Origin of the sequence: Hymenobacter aerophilus DSM 13606 (genome assembly GCF_000382225.1) — a bacterium.
In the GTDB taxonomy this organism is placed as follows: Bacteria; Bacteroidota; Bacteroidia; order Cytophagales; family Hymenobacteraceae; genus Hymenobacter; species Hymenobacter aerophilus.
This window is the reverse complement of sequence record NZ_KB907805.1, coordinates 115,249-131,428: the sequence shown is the minus strand read 5'-3', so window position 1 is coordinate 131,428 and position 16,180 is coordinate 115,249. Positions and strand designations below refer to the sequence as shown.

17 protein-coding genes are annotated in these 16,180 nt (G+C 62.2%); 7 read left to right on the top strand and 10 right to left on the bottom strand.

Going from position 1 to position 16,180, the window contains the following annotated elements; genetic code table 11:
• Positions 1–54: 54 nt before the first annotated feature.
• Together H145_RS0106355 and yihA are read right to left on the bottom strand one after the other, a co-directional pair.
• On the bottom strand, positions 55–453 hold the full coding sequence (locus H145_RS0106355; RefSeq protein ID WP_019947303.1) for an energy transducer TonB: 399 nt from the start codon (positions 451–453) through the stop codon (positions 55–57).
• A gap of 84 nt (positions 454–537) precedes the next feature.
• A complete protein-coding gene (gene yihA, locus H145_RS0106350; RefSeq protein WP_019947302.1) occupies positions 538–1,173 on the bottom strand; it encodes a ribosome biogenesis GTP-binding protein YihA/YsxC in 636 nt (211 codons plus the stop codon).
• A 485-nt stretch (positions 1,174–1,658) separates the two neighbouring features.
• On the opposite strand from yihA, the gene H145_RS0106345 reads away from it, so the two are divergent.
• The 4 genes from H145_RS0106345 to H145_RS0106330 all read left to right on the top strand — a co-directional run bounded on the left by H145_RS0106345 (position 1,659) and on the right by H145_RS0106330 (position 6,384).
• Positions 1,659–3,878: an OmpA family protein gene (locus H145_RS0106345; protein ID WP_240471666.1), complete on the top strand. Its 2,220-nt coding sequence runs from the start codon at positions 1,659–1,661 to the stop codon at positions 3,876–3,878.
• 131 nt (positions 3,879–4,009) lie between these two features.
• Positions 4,010–4,738 carry a bifunctional demethylmenaquinone methyltransferase/2-methoxy-6-polyprenyl-1,4-benzoquinol methylase UbiE gene (ubiE, locus tag H145_RS0106340; protein WP_019947300.1) on the top strand — a complete coding sequence of 243 codons (729 nt, stop codon included), beginning with the start codon at positions 4,010–4,012 and terminating at the stop codon, positions 4,736–4,738.
• On the top strand, positions 4,738–5,511 hold the full coding sequence (porT, locus tag H145_RS20225) for a type IX secretion/gliding motility protein PorT/SprT (protein ID WP_019947299.1): 774 nt from the start codon (positions 4,738–4,740) through the stop codon (positions 5,509–5,511). Before ubiE ends, porT begins: the two co-directional genes overlap by 1 nt.
• A gap of 123 nt (positions 5,512–5,634) precedes the next feature.
• Positions 5,635–6,384 carry an SDR family NAD(P)-dependent oxidoreductase gene (locus tag H145_RS0106330; RefSeq protein WP_019947298.1) on the top strand — a complete coding sequence of 250 codons (750 nt, stop codon included), beginning with the start codon at positions 5,635–5,637 and terminating at the stop codon, positions 6,382–6,384.
• A gap of 7 nt (positions 6,385–6,391) precedes the next feature.
• Here the strand turns inward: H145_RS0106330 and H145_RS0106325 are convergent, their stop codons facing one another.
• Both H145_RS0106325 and cdd read right to left on the bottom strand, forming a co-directional pair.
• Positions 6,392–7,036 (bottom strand): alpha/beta hydrolase, encoded by a 645-nt coding sequence (locus tag H145_RS0106325; protein WP_019947297.1) that lies wholly within the window; start codon positions 7,034–7,036, stop codon positions 6,392–6,394.
• A gap of 127 nt (positions 7,037–7,163) precedes the next feature.
• Positions 7,164–7,658 (bottom strand): cytidine deaminase, encoded by a 495-nt coding sequence (cdd, locus tag H145_RS0106320; protein ID WP_019947296.1) that lies wholly within the window; start codon positions 7,656–7,658, stop codon positions 7,164–7,166.
• 265 nt (positions 7,659–7,923) lie between these two features.
• On the opposite strand from cdd, the gene H145_RS0106315 reads away from it, so the two are divergent.
• From H145_RS0106315 to H145_RS20220, 3 genes are read left to right on the top strand one after another with little or no spacing between them, the layout of a single operon-like run.
• Positions 7,924–9,288, top strand: a complete 1,365-nt coding sequence (locus tag H145_RS0106315; RefSeq protein WP_019947295.1) for a saccharopine dehydrogenase family protein — start codon at positions 7,924–7,926, stop codon at positions 9,286–9,288.
• Positions 9,289–9,330: 42 nt separating this feature from the next.
• Positions 9,331–10,278 (top strand): hypothetical protein, encoded by a 948-nt coding sequence (locus tag H145_RS0106310; RefSeq protein WP_019947294.1) that lies wholly within the window; start codon positions 9,331–9,333, stop codon positions 10,276–10,278.
• 55 nt (positions 10,279–10,333) lie between these two features.
• A complete protein-coding gene (locus tag H145_RS20220; protein WP_019947293.1) occupies positions 10,334–11,035 on the top strand; it encodes an ATP-binding cassette domain-containing protein in 702 nt (233 codons plus the stop codon).
• Between the two features lie 46 nt (positions 11,036–11,081).
• Here H145_RS20220 and H145_RS0106300 read toward each other — a convergent pair whose 3' ends face one another.
• The 6 genes from H145_RS0106300 to H145_RS0106275 form a co-directional block, all read right to left on the bottom strand.
• Positions 11,082–11,804, bottom strand: a complete 723-nt coding sequence (locus H145_RS0106300) for a tRNA1(Val) (adenine(37)-N6)-methyltransferase (protein ID WP_019947292.1) — start codon at positions 11,802–11,804, stop codon at positions 11,082–11,084.
• Positions 11,804–12,259, bottom strand: a complete 456-nt coding sequence (gene rnhA / locus H145_RS0106295) for a ribonuclease HI (protein WP_019947291.1) — start codon at positions 12,257–12,259, stop codon at positions 11,804–11,806. The genes H145_RS0106300 and rnhA overlap by 1 nt, the downstream gene beginning before the upstream one ends.
• Before the next feature lie 256 nt (positions 12,260–12,515).
• Positions 12,516–14,303 (bottom strand): chloride channel protein, encoded by a 1,788-nt coding sequence (locus tag H145_RS0106290; RefSeq protein ID WP_019947290.1) that lies wholly within the window; start codon positions 14,301–14,303, stop codon positions 12,516–12,518.
• Positions 14,304–14,402: 99 nt separating this feature from the next.
• Positions 14,403–15,227: a mechanosensitive ion channel family protein gene (locus tag H145_RS20215; RefSeq protein WP_019947289.1), complete on the bottom strand. Its 825-nt coding sequence runs from the start codon at positions 15,225–15,227 to the stop codon at positions 14,403–14,405.
• A gap of 119 nt (positions 15,228–15,346) precedes the next feature.
• Positions 15,347–15,745 (bottom strand): hypothetical protein, encoded by a 399-nt coding sequence (locus H145_RS20210; RefSeq protein ID WP_019947288.1) that lies wholly within the window; start codon positions 15,743–15,745, stop codon positions 15,347–15,349.
• Entirely contained in the window at positions 15,742–16,056 is a 315-nt protein-coding gene (locus H145_RS0106275; protein ID WP_019947287.1) for a hypothetical protein, read from the bottom strand. Before H145_RS0106275 ends, H145_RS20210 begins: the two co-directional genes overlap by 4 nt.
• Positions 16,057–16,180 lie beyond the last annotated feature (124 nt).

Sequence of the window (16,180 nt, the reverse complement as noted above, 5' to 3'; positions counted from 1 at the left end):
GGTTGAAGAGGCGAAGGTACGCAACGCCCGCGAACGGGCCGGCAGTGCGGGGGCCTACAGCTTAAAGGTGATGGGCAGGCTGGTCAGCACGGCGTAATCGGGCTTGTTGAACTTGAGCAGCTTCACCAGCCGCAGGGCCTCGTCGCCGCAGCCGCCGCCAATCTGCTTCACCAGCTTGATGCCCGAAAGCGTGCCGTCGGTGTTCAGCGTAAAGCTGACGATGCACTGGCCCTGAATGCGGTTGCGCCGGGCCATTACGGGGTATTTCAGCTCTTGGTTGATAAAGGCGTACATGGCGTCCTGGCCGCCCTCGTAGTATTCGGCCACCGGAATGGCTTTGCCCGAGTGGGCTGCTTCGGTAGCCGGAGCAGGGGCCGCCGTCTGGGCCAGGGCCGGGGTAGCCGCGAAGGCCAGCAGGGCGCCAAGGCCAAACAGGAAAGTTGCTTTGGTCATGTTCAGAAAAGTACGGGAGTGAATTGAAATAGAAAGGCTTGCCGCCGTTGCGGCCGGCCCGGGGCCTGCAAGAACGAAGCCAGTTTACGCGCCGGGCGTGCCATCTTCGGCCTGCTGCGCTTCGGCCAGCTGCCGGTTGGTTTCGGCCACAAAGCCCAGCAGCTCGTCGCGGCCCGTCTTGTCCTCGGCCGACGTAACAAAGTGGCGGGGCAGCTCGTCCCAGGTTTCGCGCATTTTTTCCAGATACTGCACCACCTGCTGGCTGGTGCGCGAGCCTGACTGCTTGTCGGCCTTGGTAAACACCATTACAAACGGAATTCCTTCGGTGCCGAGCTGCTCCATAAACTCCAGGTCGAGGGCCTGGGGGGCGTGGCGCGAGTCGAGCAGCACCATTACGCAGGTCAGGTTGGGCCGCTGGCGCAGGTAGTAGTTGATCATGCGCGCCCACTTGGCCCGGGCGTCCTTGCTGATTTTGGCGTAGCCGTAGCCCGGCAAATCGACCAGATACCAGTCTTCGTTGATAAGGAAGTGGTTGATAAGCTGGGTTTTGCCGGGCTGCGACGACGTTTTGGCCAACCCTTTCTGGTTGGTGAGCATATTAATGAGCGACGACTTACCCACATTGGAGCGGCCGATAAAGGCATATTCGGGCAGCGTGGGCGCCGGGCAGTCCTGGGCCCGCGCATTACTCGTTAAAAATCTGGCGTCCTGAATAAGCATCGGGGGCAATTAATGAGAAAGGGCAAAGATAAATATTCCAACCCGGCCGGCCGAACCCATCATTTTTTGAAGAAAAACCTTGTAGTTTACAAGGGTACTCTATATTTGCACGCTCAAGCACTAGCTGCTACGGAGTATTTTCCGGTTATAGCGGCCGTTTGTACGCTCTGAATTGGCCGATTCTGATGGAATAGGATAGGGCCAAGGCTGTATTTTAAAATTTATATCTTTGCCCGTTAAGTATGCCTTCTGGCGGTTCTTTAGAGAAATTCAACGCGACAAAAGGCCTTTTTTAGCACCTGGGTTTCGTTTTTTTCTTTCTTTAGCTAAACTCTGTTATCGGATTTCAGTAATAGGAGGCAACTCCCAAATTGGCTCTGCGTAATTGGCGGTCGATACTTTTTCCCTTTGCAACCCCTCGTTTCCCTAATCCCTCCTCAATGGACAACTTAGTCAGAAGGTTATTACAAGCCTCGTGCGCTGTCATGCTCACGACTGCAATGGCCCAGCCTGCCCTGGCTCAAAGCACCCGACAGCAACTTAAAACGGCCAATAAGCTTTTCGGCCAGGAAAACTTCCGGGCTTCGTTGCCTTACTATGAGCAGGTGCTAGCCAAGGACCCCAACAATGCGCAGGCGCTGTTCCGGGCCGGTATTGCCTATATGTCTTTTGACAAGGAGAAGGCCAGCGACTACATCTACAAGGCGCAGCGTCTGAAGAAGAACGTATCCAAGGATGTGGAGTACTGGCTTGGCCGGGTAGATCACCTCAACTACAACTTCGACGAAGCTATTGCGCATTTTCAGGCTTACAATGCCACATTGAAAACCAAGGACACGCGTAAGCGCGATTTGTCCCGGTTGATTCAGAATAGCAAGAACGCGAAGGTGCAGTTCAACAGCCCGCGCGATATTTTCGTTAAGAACCTGGGCCCGACCATCAACACGCAGTGGTCGGAGCACAGCCCCGTTATTTCGGCCGACGACAAAATCCTGCTCTTTACTTCGCGCTCCGATAACATGACCAACGTGAGCGCGTTGCAGGCGGCCGAAGGCAAAGACGGGAAGAAGCTGGCCGCTGACGGACAGTACTACGAGAACATCTATGAAGCCCGCCGCATCGACGAGGACAACTGGGACAAGCCCCGGTCGCTGAGCGGCGTGCTTAACGGCAAAGGCCACGATGCATCCATTCAGGTGTTTGACAATGACACCAAAATGCTCATGTACCGCAACGACGAGAATGGCGACATTCTGTATTCGGAAAAAAGCGGCAACGACTGGACCGAGCCTAAGCGCCTGAACAAGAATATCAACACTGCCGCTTACGAATCGGACGCCTACATTACGCCCGATGGCCTGACTATTTACTTCTCAACGGCTAAGTATTCAGAAGACGGCACGCTCGATATTTACTACTCGACGCGTGTGCCCGGCGGCGAATGGGGCCCGGCCAAGAGCATCGGTAACGCCATCAACACGGCGTACGACGATGACAGCCCGTACCTGAGCCGCGATGGTAAAACCATGTACTTCTCCTCGCGTGGCCACAACACGATGGGCGGCTACGACATCTTTAAGTCGGAGTACGACTCGATTGGCCGCAAGTGGGGCCGGCCCGAGAACATGGGCTACCCCATCAACACGCCCGACGACGACACCTACTACCGCCTGAGCCCCGATGGCTCGTACGCCTACCTGTCGTCGTACCGCATTGGTGGCTATGGTGAAAAGGACATCTACACCATCAACTACATCAAGAACGCCACCATCCGGGGCCGCGTGCTGGCTATCCAGGACAGCAGCGCCATTCCCGGGGCGGAGCTGGTGTTCAGTGGTACCCAGGCCGACAAAACGGCCCTGAGCTACCGCGACGTGAGCAAGCCGCTGACCGGCGAGTACCAGGTAAACGTGCTTTCGGGCCGGACTTACCAGGTAGCCGTAAGCAAGGATGGCCGCAACATCGAAACCCAGGAGTTTGCCGTGCCGATTTCGACCAATGACTCGACCGTCATTGAGAAGAACTTCTACGTCAACTACATCGATACGATGGTGACTAACATCGCCAACATCAACCCAATCTACTTCGACACCGACAAGTACACCCTGCGGCCCGAGTCGATTGTGGAGCTGAAGAAGGTGAGCGACCTGCTGGCTGCCAACCCCGGCATCAACATCTCGATTGAAGGCAACACCGACTCGCGCAACACCGACGAGTACAACATGGTACTCGGCCAGAACCGCGCCAACGTGGCCTACAACTACCTGAAGAAGGCCGGCATTGCCGAGACCCGCATGGTAACGGTAAGCTACGGCGAGCGTCGTCCGGTAGCCCCCAACGATTCGCCGGAGAACATGCAGCTTAACCGCCGCACCGACTTCCGCGTGATTGTGAAGGAAGGTGAAGGCATGCCGAACATGAACCGTCCGGCTCCGGCTCCGCAGCCTTCGGGCAGCACCGGCACCGGCAACATGGGCATGGGTACCGCGCCTACCGTGCCGTTGCAGCCCGGTAAGAGCAAGGTGAAGCTGGAAGACGGCACCAAGATTAAGACCAAGGTGGACGAGGACAGCGACAAAGTGAAGGTGAAAACCAAGGGCCCTGACGACGAGAAAAGCAAGACCGTAACCAAGGACGGTACCATTGATGCCAAGGCCAAAGACGCCGAGGGCAACAAGGTGAAAGTGAAGACCGACAACGACTAACCGTTGGTTTTCGGCTAAAAAGGACGGGCCGGGCTGTATGCCCGGCCCGTCCTTTTTTTAACATAATAGCGCAAAAGCCGTTGTAATGAGGCAATTTTGCCCGCACCCCGTCGTTCCTTGCTCCACGAGCCATGTCCGTAGTACCTTATAAAGATGACGCCGCCGACAAGAAGTCGCAGGTTGCCCAGATGTTCAACAGCATCGCCGGCAAGTACGACTTCCTCAACCACTTCCTGAGTGCCGGCACCGATATTTACTGGCGCCGCAAGGCCGTGGATGAGCTACGGCAGCTGCGCCCGGCCCGCATCCTCGATATTGCCACCGGCACGGCCGATTTCGCCATCGAAACGTTGCGCGCCGCCACCCCCGATGCCCAGGTAACGGGCGTTGATATTTCGGAAGGTATGCTGGAAGTGGGCCGCCGCAAGCTGGCTGCCAAGGGCCTGGGCCACCGCATCCGGCTGGAGCTGGGCGACTCGGAGAGCCTGCCCTTCGAGGATGACTCGTTCGATGCTGTAACGGCCTCGTTTGGGGTGCGCAACTTCGCTAACCTGGAGCGCGGCCTGAGCGAGATGCGCCGGGTGCTGCGGCCGGGTGGCAAGCTGGTGGTGCTGGAGTTCAGCAAGCCCACGGCCTTCCCCATGAAACAGGCCTACAACTTCTATTTCAAGAACATTCTGCCGGTTTTCGGCAAGCTTATTTCCAAAGACCGCGCCGCCTACACCTACCTGCCCGAGTCGGTGCAGGCCTTCCCGGACGGCCCGGATTTTCTGGCAATTCTGCGCAAAGTCGGCTTCAACTCTCCTGCATGGCAACCCCTCACTTTCGGCATCAGCTCCATCTACACGGCTCAAAAGTAATGCGCTACGCGCTGCTGGCCGCCGCCGTGCTGGCCCTGCCGCTGAGCACTGTGGCCCAGAAAACCAGCCGCAGCCGGGCCAAAATCGGCCGCGGCGGCCAGGTGAAGTCGATTACGTCGGACAACTTGGTGGGCTACGACGACCGGGCGCTGCACTTGGGCCTGTACGTGGCGCCCAACTTCTCGCGCTACCTGGTTGAGCAGTCAGATTTGTACCCAAATCAGCAGGTATCAGCCAACTCGATCATTAGTCCGGGCTTTTCAGTGGGCTTTCTGGGTGATTTACGGCTGGGCAACTACGCGGCCCTCACCTTCGCGCCCGGCGTAAGTTTTCTGACGCGCCGCATCGAGTTTAAGGATCAGGGCTACGTGCGTAATACCGCGCAGTACCCCGACGACCCCGAGAAGATTGAGGACCAGGAAATCGGCAGTACGCAGGTTGATTTTCCGCTGCTGTTCAAGCTAAAATCGCAGCGGCGGCGCAACACGCGGATGTACTTGATTGCGGGCGTGAAGCCTAGCCTCAACATTGGCGGGCGCCGTAAAGACCCTGACGTGAACCTGCTGGAGGCGGCCGATTCGGACTTCGCCATCGAGTACGGCGTGGGCCTCGACCTGTTCTACCCGTTCTTCAAGTTCTCGCCCGAGCTGCGCTTCTCCAACGGCCTGAAAAACCTGTACGTGCCCAGCACCAACGACGTGTACAGCCGCAGCCTGCAGCGCATGACCAGCAACACCGTCACGCTCTACCTCAACATCTGGTCGGGACGGTAGTCTAGTGCTGCAAGCCGCAAGCCGCAAGCTACAGGCTGCAAGCTTTTGCTGGCAACCTGGCTAAAGAAAGCTTGTAGCTTGCAGCCTGTAGCTTGCCGCTCCCAACTTCTAGCTTCTTCAAGAATGAAAACTGCATTTATTACCGGCGCTTCATCGGGTATTGGCTGGGCGGCGGCCGTGGCGCTGGGCCGCGCCGGCTTCCGACTGGTACTGGCGGGGCGGCGGCGCGAGCGGCTGGAGGAGCTGGCCCGCGAGCTGGGCGCCGAAGTGCCCACCCACCTGCTCACGTTTGATGTGCGCGACCGGGCCGCCGTGGAGGCCGCTGTGGCCAGCTTGCCGGCCGAATTCGCCGACGTGGACGTGCTCATCAACAACGCCGGCAACGCCCACGGTCTGGCGCCCATTCAGCAGGGCGACCCCGCCGACTGGGACGCCATGCTCGACGGCAACGTGAAGGGCCTGCTGTATGTGAGCCGGGCCGTGCTGCCGGCCATGACGCGCCGCAACTCCGGCCATATCATCAACATTGGCTCTATTGCCGGCCACGAAACCTACGCCAACGGCAACGTGTACTGCGCTTCGAAAGCGGCCGTGGCGGCCCTCACCAAAGGCATGCGCCTCGATTTGCTGCCCCACCACATTCGGGTGGCCGAGGTGAACCCGGGCGCCGTGGAAACCGAGTTTTCGGAGGTGCGTTTCAAGGGCGACACCCAGCGCGCCGCCAGCGTGTACCAGGGCTACGAGGCGCTACGGGCCGAAGACGTGGCCGACCTGCTGGCCTTCATGGTCACGCGCCCGCCCCACGTCAACATTGCCGAAGTCCTGATTCTGCCCGCCGCCCAGGGCGCGGCCACGGTTATCCGCAAGGAGTAGAGCAGGCCTATTCGGCCAGCTTCGTCAGCGTTTCCCGGTCTAGAGTGTGCGTGCCACTGAAGCGCACCAGCTTCGGCGCCACACCCAGGCGGCGCAGAAATTCCTGCTGCTTCCGCAGGTCCTCTTCCTTGATAAACTCATCGTCGGTGCCGCAGACGAGCGTGACGGGCAATTGCTCCAGCAGGCGGGAGGCCACGGTAAAATCCATGTCGGGCGGGAAAGCGCCGGCCCACAGGATAAGCCGCGCCGGCCGGAAGTTGGCGCGGGCCAGCCAGCGGCTGACGGTGGCCGCGCCCTGCGAGAAGCCCAGCACCGTAATGGCGGCCTCGGGCGCGGCCTGCGGCAGAATCCTCGCGGCCAGCTGGTTGAGGTAGGCTACGTAGTCGTCAATTTCGGCCAGCCGGTCCTCCTTGGTCATCCAGGTGGCGCCCACGCGGCCGCCGGTGCCGTTGAGGTAGAAGCGCGACAGGCCCTCGGGCGCCACCACCACCAACTGCGGGTCGGCGGCTACCAGGTGGGCAAAATGCCGCACGAAGTACGCCGCCAGCTGCCCGTAGCCATGCGCCACAAACCACACCCGCTGCGTATGGGCCGACAATTCGCCCAACTGCTGATAACGGGCCGTGCGCGCAACGCTGAGCTGATGTTCCATAAGGTGAAATAGTGAGATGGTGAAATGGTGAGTTGAAGTTTCGGGCCCCTGGCGGCGCAAAATAGGACAATCAGGGCCGCCCGAACATAAAACTCACCATTTCACTATCTCACTATTTCACCTTGAACTATCTCACCTTCGGCAGATCCTTGGCATCGAAGCCGAAGGGCAGCAGGTCGGAGAGGGCGCCGAAGCGGTAGATGCTGCCATCGGGGCCAGGCAGCAGCAGCGGAATCGCCTGCTGCTGGCGCTGCTCGTACTCGGCCATGACCTGGCGGCAGGCCCCACATGGGTTGGCTGGCCCGAAGGCCCCGCCGGCGGGGCGGGCGGCCACGGCCATGCCCACAATGCGGCGCCCCGGCCGCGCTACGGCCGCGCCAAAAAGGGCCGTGCGTTCGGCGCAAAGGCCCGAAGGATAAGCGGCGTTTTCCTGGTTGGACCCCTGAAATACGGTGCCATCGTCGAACAGCAGAGCCGCGCCCACCTGAAAGTGGGAGTAGGGCGAATGGGAGGTTTCGGTAGCGGCCTGGGCAGCCTGCCAGGTGGCAGCTTCGGCGGGCGTCAGGTCGGCTTCGGAGGCCAGCACGTCGGCCGTGATGGTCAGGTTAAGGGTGTTGGCCATGCGGGGCAAAGGGGTGGGTACCGCAAGCGGCCCCGGGAAAGTGAAAAGGGGCGACGAATGTACGGTTTTTTGGTGAATGAGGTGAATGAGTGATTGAGAGAGGTACTGTCATCCTGAGCTTGCGAAGGACCTATACAGAAGGCATCTATTGATTGGCCTCTGGATAGGTCCTTCGCAAGCTCAGGATGACAGGTGGGCTCACGTCCTCACGTCCTCACCCCATCACCCGTTTCCCTATCTTGCCGCTCCACCCACTCACCCATCTATGTCGCGTATTCTGCTGCTGGGCGCCGGTCGTTCGGCTTCCTCGCTTATTCAATATCTGCTGCGCCACGCCCCCGCCGAGGGCTGGCAGCTGACCGTAGCCGACGTGCAGCCGGTCCACCTGGCCCCGGTGCTGGCCGCCCACGCCGCGTATGCCCGGGCGGTAGCGTTTGATGTGCACGATGCAAGCCGGCTGGAAGAGCTCGTAGCCGATGCCGACGTGGTGGTGTCGATGCTGCCGGCCCTGTTTCATGCGCCGGTGGCGCGGGCCTGCGTGCGGCACGGGCGGCACCTGGCCACGGCCAGCTACGTGAGCGACGAAATCCGGGCGCTGGGGCCGGCGGCCGAGGCGGCGGGTGTTACGCTGCTCATGGAGTGCGGCCTCGACCCCGGCCTCGACCACATGTCGGCCATGCGCGTGCTGGCCGATATCCGGCAGCAGGGCGGGCAGGTAACCTCGTTCAAATCGTACTGCGGCGGGCTGCTGGCGCCCGAGGCCGAAGCCGGCAACCCCTGGCGCTACAAGTTCACCTGGAACCCGCGCAACGTGGTGCTGGCGGGCCAGGGTACGGCCAAGTATCTGGAGCAGGGCCGGCTGCGCTTCATCCCGTACCAGCAGCTATTTACCCGCCTCGAAACCGTGGCCGTGCCCGGCTTTGGCGAGTTTGAAGGCTACGCCAACCGCGACTCGCTGAGCTACCGCGCCCCCTACGGCCTCGCGCACGTGCACACCATGCTGCGCGGTACCCTGCGCCGGCCGGGCTACTGCGCCGCCTGGCAGCAGCTGGTGCGCCTGGGTTTCACCGACGACACCGTGCAGCTCGACAACCCCGCCGACCTGACCTGGGCCGAGCTGGTAGCTGCCTACCTGCCCCTGCCTGCCATCACCGGCCAGCCGCTGGCCGCCCGCGTAGCCGCGCATCTGGGCCTGGCCCCCGATTCGGTGGAAATGCGGCAGCTAAGCTGGCTGGGGCTGTTTGAGGAGCTGCCGGTGGGCCAGGCCAACGCTACGCCGGCCCAACTGCTGGAAAAGCTGCTCACCCGAAAGTGGGCCCTGGCACCCACCGACCACGACATGATTGTGATGCAGCACCAGTTTGAGTACGAGCTCGACGGGCAGCGCCACGGCCGCAACTCGTCGGTGGTGGTGTTGGGCGACGATGCCACCCACACGGCCATGGCCAAAACCGTGGGCCTGCCGCTGGGCATGGCTGTGCGCCGGCTCGCTACCGGGCAGCTCCAGCAGCGCGGCGTCGTCATCCCAACCCTGCCCGAGCTCTACAACCCCATTCTCGATGAGCTGGCGGCCGATTACGGGATTGAGTTCGTGGAGCAGGAGTTGGGAGTGCTGGCCGCGCTACAATAAGCTCCCGTCCGGCAAGTTGTAGCTGCCTGACTGCCACCGCTTATGCAATATTACCTGCACTTACGAGCCCGGCTGCTGGGCCGGCAACTCCGCGAATTAGGCTGGTGGCGGCTGTTGGTGCTGGGGGCGCTGCTGGGGCTGGTAACGGTCCGGGCGCTGGTCACGGCCGCCGCGCACCCTGTGCTGGTTTGGGTCGTGCCGCTGGCCGTGCTGGTGTTCACGCTCAGCCTGCACCGCCGCCGGGCCGACCTGGTTTTCCTGCAATTAACCGCGCCCCGGTTTCGGGGCTGGCTAGCCGCAGAATACGCGCTGGGCAGCCTTCCCGTGGCGCTGGTGCTGCTGGGCTGGGGCCGTTTTGGGCCGGCGATGTTAGCCGTTGCAGGGGCCGCAGTGGTGGCATTGGGGCCGGCCGCCGCTGCCTCCACCAGCCGGATGCACCGGCCAACTTGGTTCCGAAGCGTAGCCTTTGAGTGGGTGAGTGCGGGCCATCGGCCGGTGCTGGGGCTGGCGTGGCTGGCATTGCTGGGGGCAGCCATCAGCACCCGCGCCAATAGTACCGGTCCGGCGCTGGCCGTGCTGGCTTGGTTGCTGCTCACGTTGGACACTTACGGTACGCCCGAGCCCTGGAACTGGCTGCTGCCGGCTTTGCGTACGCCCGGCGCCTGGTTGCGGGCCCGGATAGGATGGGGGCTGCTGTACTTTGGCCTCACGACTGCCCCGTTGGCGGTGGTGCTGGCCCTGGGACCCGCCGGGTTGGGTGGCATGGCGCTGGTGCTGGGCTGGTGCGCCATAGTTCTGTCAATGGTCATTATGGCCAAATACGCCTTCTACCCACACGCTACCCTGAGTCGCCTTGCCCAAGCCGGAGCTGTAGTGGTGGGCCTGTCGGTGCTGGGCAGCAACCCAGCGTATCTGGCGTTGTTGCTGGCCTGCTTTCTGAGCTTATTACTGAAAAGCAGAAGCCGGCTGGCGCAATACCGGCGCGAGTAGCCTGCCTATTAGCTGGCTTGGCTGTTCAATCAGAGTCTTTTGTCTGTAAACGAATATGGTATCAATCGAAGGCCTGGGTAAGGATTTTGGCTCTCATACGGTGCTGCACCACGTTGATTTAGCCCTGCAGCCGGGCACGTTGCACGGGCTGGTGGGGGCCAACGGAGCGGGCAAAACCACGCTGCTACACTGCATCTACGGTCTGCACGCCGATTACCGGGGCACGGTGCGCGAAACCAGTGGGCAGAGTATTCGGGCGTGTACCGGCCTGCTACCCTACGAGCCCTACTTCTACCCGCGCATCACCGGCCGCGAATACGTGGAATTCTGCCTGCAGGCCCGGGGCCGGCCGGTGCCCAGCCTCGCGGGCTGGAATGAGCTGCTGGAGCTGCCCCTCGATCAGTACGCCGAAGATTACTCGGCCGGCATGAAGAAAAAGCTGGCCCTGCTGTCGCTACTGGTCCAGGACTTTCGGTACCTAGTGCTCGACGAGCCCTTCAACGGCCTCGACCTCAGCGCTAACCTGCTGCTGATGGAAGTGCTGCGCCGCCTGCGCCAACAAGGCACCGGCATCCTGCTGACCTCGCACCTGCTGGGCTCCCTCACCGAGCTATGCGACGAAATTACGGTGCTGGCCGAGGGTCGCGTGCTGCGCCATTACCCCGCCACCGACTTCGCCCGCCTGCCTACCGACCTGCTTGGCCAGCTGCATCAGCAGAAGCTGACGGCGCTGATGGCCCTGTTGCCGCTGGCCTAAGCCCGCCGGACGGCCGCAGCAATAGTATTGTCAAACGCAAGTACCCTTACAATGCCAGATAAAACGGCCCCAGTCGCTCCTGAAACCAGGCGGTGTAGTCTTCGGAATCAGGCTCGTGCAGCGGCAACTCCTGCTCCTGCACCACCGTGGGCTGCCGGCCGAACTCCACGATTTGGCGTAGCGGCTTGCTGCTGGCGCGGTGGCGGAGTACCTGCCGGGTTGTCGGAAACAGCCCGGTGGCGGCCGCTTCGCGCTCAAAATCGCGCATCTCAGGCGGCGGCAGCAGCACTGTGAGGCGGCCTTCGGTGGTTAGAAAGTCGGCGGCGAAGCGGGTTAGCTCGGCAAAGCTCAGCGTGTCTTCGGCGGCGTGGCGGGCGGTGGTGCGGCGGGCGTCGGGCGAGCGAAGCGCGTGGCGGAAAAACGGCGGGTTGCAGATGATATGGTCGAAAGGCCCGGGGCGGTTGGCCGCCAGCGCAGCCAGCGGCTGGGCGTGCAGCCGCAGCCGGGCGGCCCAGGGGCTGGCCGCGAAGTTAGCAGCTGCCTGGGCCGCAGCCGCTTCATCCAGTTCTACGGCTTCGATGGTGGCCGTGGGGTTGCGCTGAGCGGCCATCAGGGCCAGCAGGCCGGTGCCGGTGCCGATGTCCAGGATGCGCGCCGCCCCCTCCACGGCCGCCACCGCGCCCAGCACGCAGGCGTCGGTGCACACCTTCATGGCGCAGGCTCCTTGCTCAATGCGGAACTGCTTGAACTGGAAGTAAGAGTTAGCCATTAGGCGAGGGCCTCGTAGCCGACGTCAATCAGCAGGGGGCCGCGGGTGGCGCTGCGCACGGCCAGCTGGTCGCACCGCTCGTTTTCGGGGTGGCCGTTGTGGCCGCGCACCCAGCGGAACTGCACGGTGCGCTGCTTGTATATCTTGATGAAGCGCCGCCATAAGTCCTCATTGGCCTTCTTGCCGAAATCGGCCTTGTTGGCCCAGCCGAACACCCACTTCTTTTCCACGGCATCCACTACGTAGCGCGAGTCGGTTACAACGGTGATGGGCAGCTCGGGGCGGTTGATGGCTTCGAGGCCCACAATCACGGCCAGCAGCTCCATGCGGTTGTTGGTCGTCAGGCGGAAGCCCTCGGTCAGCTCCTTCTCGTGGGCGCCGAAGCGCAAAATGGCGCCGTAGCCGCCCGGGCCGGGGTTGCCCCGCGAGGAGCCGTCGGTAAACAGGTAAATCAAGATTTTGAGCTGTTAGCTTATAGCTGCTGGCTATTAGCTTTCGTGCCAAAAGCACTGTTTTATAAGCCCAGACTGCAGCCAGCCAGCAGTAAAAGGCTACAAGGTACGGTCGCAACCCGGTTGCCGCATCTTACAAGGCAGGAAACGTCTCAAATTTGAAGCTACCGGTGCTCACGCCCGTTTCCTCTCAGGCAGCACAAAATAGCATCCTGAGAACAAGCTAATAGCTAACAGCTCTCCGCTAACAGCTTAAAAATCAGTCTCCGCTGTCTTTGATGAGCTGGCGGCGGTAGTTGGCCAGGATGGTGGATTTGAGCAGGAACCCTAAGTACCGGTCGTCGGCATCTACTACTGGCAGGGCCCAGGCGTCGAGCTGCTCCATGCAGCGCAGCGTGTCGAGCAGCGTATCGTCGGGGCGCACGATAGCCAGCGGCTCGTCCATCAGGTCGCGCACGCGGGTGGTGGTGTAGCGGGTGTCGTCGAAGAGGGCGTGGCGCACGGCATCGAGGCTGACGACGCCCAGCAGCCGGCCGTCGGCGCCATCAACCACTGGAAACAGGTTGCGCGAAGCGTGGCGGAAGGTGTGCACCAGCTCGCCCAGCGTATCGTTGGGGCGTACGGGCTCGAAATCGGTTTGCAGCAGGCTCGTTACGTCGAGCAGCGCCAGCAGGCCGCGGTCGCGGTCGTGGTTGACGTACACGCCCTTCTGCACCAGCTTGCGGGTGTACACCGAGTAGGGCTCGAAGTAGCGCGTAATCAGGTAGGAGCCCGACGTGACCAGCATCAGGGGCACAAACAGGGCGTAGCCGCCGGTGATTTCGGCAATCAGGAAGATGGCGGTGAGCGGGGCGTGCACCACGCCGGCCAGCGTGCCGGCCATGCCCAGCACGATAAAGTGCACTTCGGAAATCGGGTACAGACCGCTCAGGTTGATGAGGCGGGCAAACACGAAGCCGCAGAGCGCGCCGGCAAACAACGACGAGCCGAACATGCCGCCGTTGCCGCCCGAGCCGATGGTGATGGTGGTGGCCACCACTTTCAGCAGCATACTGCCCGCCGCCACCAGCAGCACCAGCCACACGCTCTGGTCTTTAAAAACATCGAAGAGCGAGCCGTTGACGAGCTGCTCGGAGTGGCCGCCCAGCAGCAGCTGCACAATGTTGTAGCCTTCACCATACAGCGGCGGAAACAGAAAAACCAGCCCGCCCAGCGCCAGTCCGCCCAGCAAAACCTTCCAGAAAATGCCCGAAAAATGGCTGAATTGTCGGTCGGCCCAGAAGTACACCCGAATCATGTACACCGACAGCAGGGCTGTAAACAGGGCCAGCATCAGGTACAGCGGCACGGCATCGACGGGCCAGCTGGTGGTGATGAGCACGAAGGGCTGGCCCGCGTACAGGGCTTTCGAAACGACCGTGGCCGTGGCTGAGGAGATGAGCAGCGGCACGAAATACGCCGCCGACAGCTCGGAAAGCACCACCTCGACGGCGAACAGCACCCCCGCGATGGGCGAGTTGAAGATGGCCGCAATGCCCGCCGCCGCCCCGCAGCCCGTAAGCAGCCGCCGCTGCCGCCGCCCGATGCGCAGCACCCGAGCCGTGTTGGAGCCGATGGCCGCGCCGGTAACCGAAATAGGGGCCTCCAGACCCGCCGAACCGCCAAACGTCACCGTCAGAAACGACGACACCAGCTGCGAGTACAGCTTGCTGCGCGGCACGATGCTGCCCTGCCGGGCCACGTTGTAAATCACCGGACCGATGCCCCGGCCCAGGTCGCCGCCCAGAAAGTAGCGCGTAAACAGCACCGTGAGGGCAATGCCGATGATGGGGTAGAGCGAGCTGCTGAACACCTGGTACTCGGGCGGCACCCAGGCGTTGAGCAGGCCCTGGGTGTCGTGCACCAGCGTTTTGAGCACCACCGCCGCCAAACCCGCCAGCAGGCCAATCAGAATGCTGACCAGAATCAGGTAGGCCCGGTCGCTGACGTGACGCACGCGCCACAGCAGCAGCGGCAGCAACAGCCGGTGGATGGAGTTCTGGGACATAAGCAGCGAAGGCAGCAAAGCCGCCCGGCAGGAAACTGCAACCTAACGAAAAGCGCGCTCGGTTCGCGTATCGGACCGCAAGTATAGTGGGTTGGGGCGTTAGCCCGCCAGGCCCGGCACGCTGAAGCCGGCCGCCACCAGGGCCTGTTTCACCTCCTGCATCAGGCGGCTTTTGAGCTGTAGCACGCCGCGGCGGTAATCGTCCGAGTCGCCCCAGAAATACACCCGCAAATCGACGGTGGTGGCGCTGGCTTTTTCGAGGTTCACGTAGGGGGCTTTGGCGCCGGTTTGCACCTGGGGCACGGCTTGGAGGTGGTCGATGATGATGCGGCTGGCCTCGTCGGGCGTGTCGTCGGGGCCCAGCTCGATGGTCAGCAGAAAGTCGGAGCGCAGGTCGCCGTCGCGGGTGTAGTTGGTGAGCGGCTGCTTGAGCACCATGGAGTTGGGCAGGGAAATGTGCTTGCCATCGAAGGTGCGCATAAGCGTAGTGCGCAGGTTAAGGGCCACCACGTGGCCCACCATGTCGTTGATCTGCACCGTGTCGTTGATGTGGAAGGGGCGGTTGAAGGCCAGAATCACGCCGGCCAGGAAGTTCTCGGCAATATCCTTGAAGGCAAAGCCCACAATAAACGCCGACACGCCCGCCGCGCCCAGCAAGCTGCCCACCACGCCCGTAAAGCCCAGTACGTTGAGGGCAATCAGCAGCGCAATCAGGGCCAGCACCCACTTGCTTATCTGAGTCAGGAAGTCGGCCAGCAGCGGGTCGGCCGAGCGGCGGTGCAGGCGGCGGCTGAGCAGGGCGCTAAGCCGGCCGGCCACGTACAGGCCGATAGCCAGCAGCACCAGGGCAATCAGCAGCTTGGGCAGCACAAACAGAAACCGCTCCCAGTAATCGAGCAGCACGTGGTGAAAATCGGTGGTCATTTCTAGAGGAGCTAGGAGTCAGGAGCCAGAATAATTTTGTTGGGGCAGCGCGAGGCCCCGCTGGCGGGCTGCCGGCGGGGCCTGAATACGGGGCTATACGCTTAGAAAGGCTTGCGGGGTTAAGCAACCGGGCTGGCCGGGCGGTTCATGAAGCGGGCAAATACCAGCCCGCCCAGCGCGTAGGCCAGCACGTCGCGCCAGTCGGCGGTGGCGTGGGCATCCAGGCGGGGCAGCAGCCACTCAAACCACAGGCTGAAGACCAGCCAGGTGCTAAAAATCCAGGAGCGGGGCAGCACGAAGGCCGGCCGGCGGAAGTAATAGCGCCGCAGCCCCCACAGCGCCAGCGTGAGCAGCAGGGGCAGGGCCAGCGCATCGGCCAGATGGGCGCGCAGCAGGGCCGGCGGCCGCGGCCAGCCCGCTACCAGCGGGCTGTTCTGCTTGTATAAAATGAGGGCCAGATAAGTCAGGACCCCGACCACAAACACAGGGTGGCGCAGCTCGGCCGGCAGCCGCTTCATCCGGCCACGGCGGCCAGCAGCCACATCATAAAGGCCATGAACGCCCCAAACGCCAACTGACCGCCCCGGATAATGTACTTGAAGAACTTGACAATCGGGTTTTCGTCGGGGTTGATTTCAATGAGCAGCAGGCCCTCCGACAGCGGCGCGTCGGCCTGCTGCTGGCGGTGCTCGTCGGCGGCGGCCCGGCGGGGTTCGAGCACCTGCCCGCAGTGCTGGCAACGGTCGGTGGGTTGTTGCTGCCACTCGGTCCAGCGCCCGCAGTGGGGGCACTTTTTGGTGGCGGAAAAGGGGGCGTTGGGGTCGGGCATGGATATAATGTGCGGAATGTAGGGGAATATGCGGAATGTGACCGTTCTGTCATCCTGAGCGCAGCGAAGGACCTTATTACGTTTGCACAGATCGTCGTTGCAGTCGGGCAAGTACAGGAAGGTC

What these genes read in the sequence shown, in the direction of transcription:
- H145_RS0106355 (WP_019947303.1), bottom strand. Translation starts at nt 453, where the DNA reads ATGACCAAAGCAACTTTCCTGTTTGGCCTTGGCGCCCTGCTGGCCTTC.
- yihA (WP_019947302.1), bottom strand. Translation starts at nt 1,173, where the DNA reads ATGCTTATTCAGGACGCCAGATTTTTAACGAGTAATGCGCGGGCCCAG.
- H145_RS0106345 (WP_240471666.1), top strand. Translation starts at nt 1,659, where the DNA reads ATGCTCACGACTGCAATGGCCCAGCCTGCCCTGGCTCAAAGCACCCGA.
- ubiE (WP_019947300.1), top strand. Translation starts at nt 4,010, where the DNA reads ATGTCCGTAGTACCTTATAAAGATGACGCCGCCGACAAGAAGTCGCAG.
- porT (WP_019947299.1), top strand. Translation starts at nt 4,738, where the DNA reads ATGCGCTACGCGCTGCTGGCCGCCGCCGTGCTGGCCCTGCCGCTGAGC.
- H145_RS0106330 (WP_019947298.1), top strand. Translation starts at nt 5,635, where the DNA reads ATGAAAACTGCATTTATTACCGGCGCTTCATCGGGTATTGGCTGGGCG.
- H145_RS0106325 (WP_019947297.1), bottom strand. Translation starts at nt 7,036, where the DNA reads ATGGAACATCAGCTCAGCGTTGCGCGCACGGCCCGTTATCAGCAGTTG.
- cdd (WP_019947296.1), bottom strand. Translation starts at nt 7,658, where the DNA reads ATGGCCAACACCCTTAACCTGACCATCACGGCCGACGTGCTGGCCTCC.
- H145_RS0106315 (WP_019947295.1), top strand. Translation starts at nt 7,924, where the DNA reads ATGTCGCGTATTCTGCTGCTGGGCGCCGGTCGTTCGGCTTCCTCGCTT.
- H145_RS0106310 (WP_019947294.1), top strand. Translation starts at nt 9,331, where the DNA reads ATGCAATATTACCTGCACTTACGAGCCCGGCTGCTGGGCCGGCAACTC.
- H145_RS20220 (WP_019947293.1), top strand. Translation starts at nt 10,334, where the DNA reads ATGGTATCAATCGAAGGCCTGGGTAAGGATTTTGGCTCTCATACGGTG.
- H145_RS0106300 (WP_019947292.1), bottom strand. Translation starts at nt 11,804, where the DNA reads ATGGCTAACTCTTACTTCCAGTTCAAGCAGTTCCGCATTGAGCAAGGA.
- H145_RS0106290 (WP_019947290.1), bottom strand. Translation starts at nt 14,303, where the DNA reads ATGTCCCAGAACTCCATCCACCGGCTGTTGCTGCCGCTGCTGCTGTGG.
- H145_RS20215 (WP_019947289.1), bottom strand. Translation starts at nt 15,227, where the DNA reads ATGACCACCGATTTTCACCACGTGCTGCTCGATTACTGGGAGCGGTTT.
- H145_RS20210 (WP_019947288.1), bottom strand. Translation starts at nt 15,745, where the DNA reads ATGAAGCGGCTGCCGGCCGAGCTGCGCCACCCTGTGTTTGTGGTCGGG.
- H145_RS0106275 (WP_019947287.1), bottom strand. Translation starts at nt 16,056, where the DNA reads ATGCCCGACCCCAACGCCCCCTTTTCCGCCACCAAAAAGTGCCCCCAC.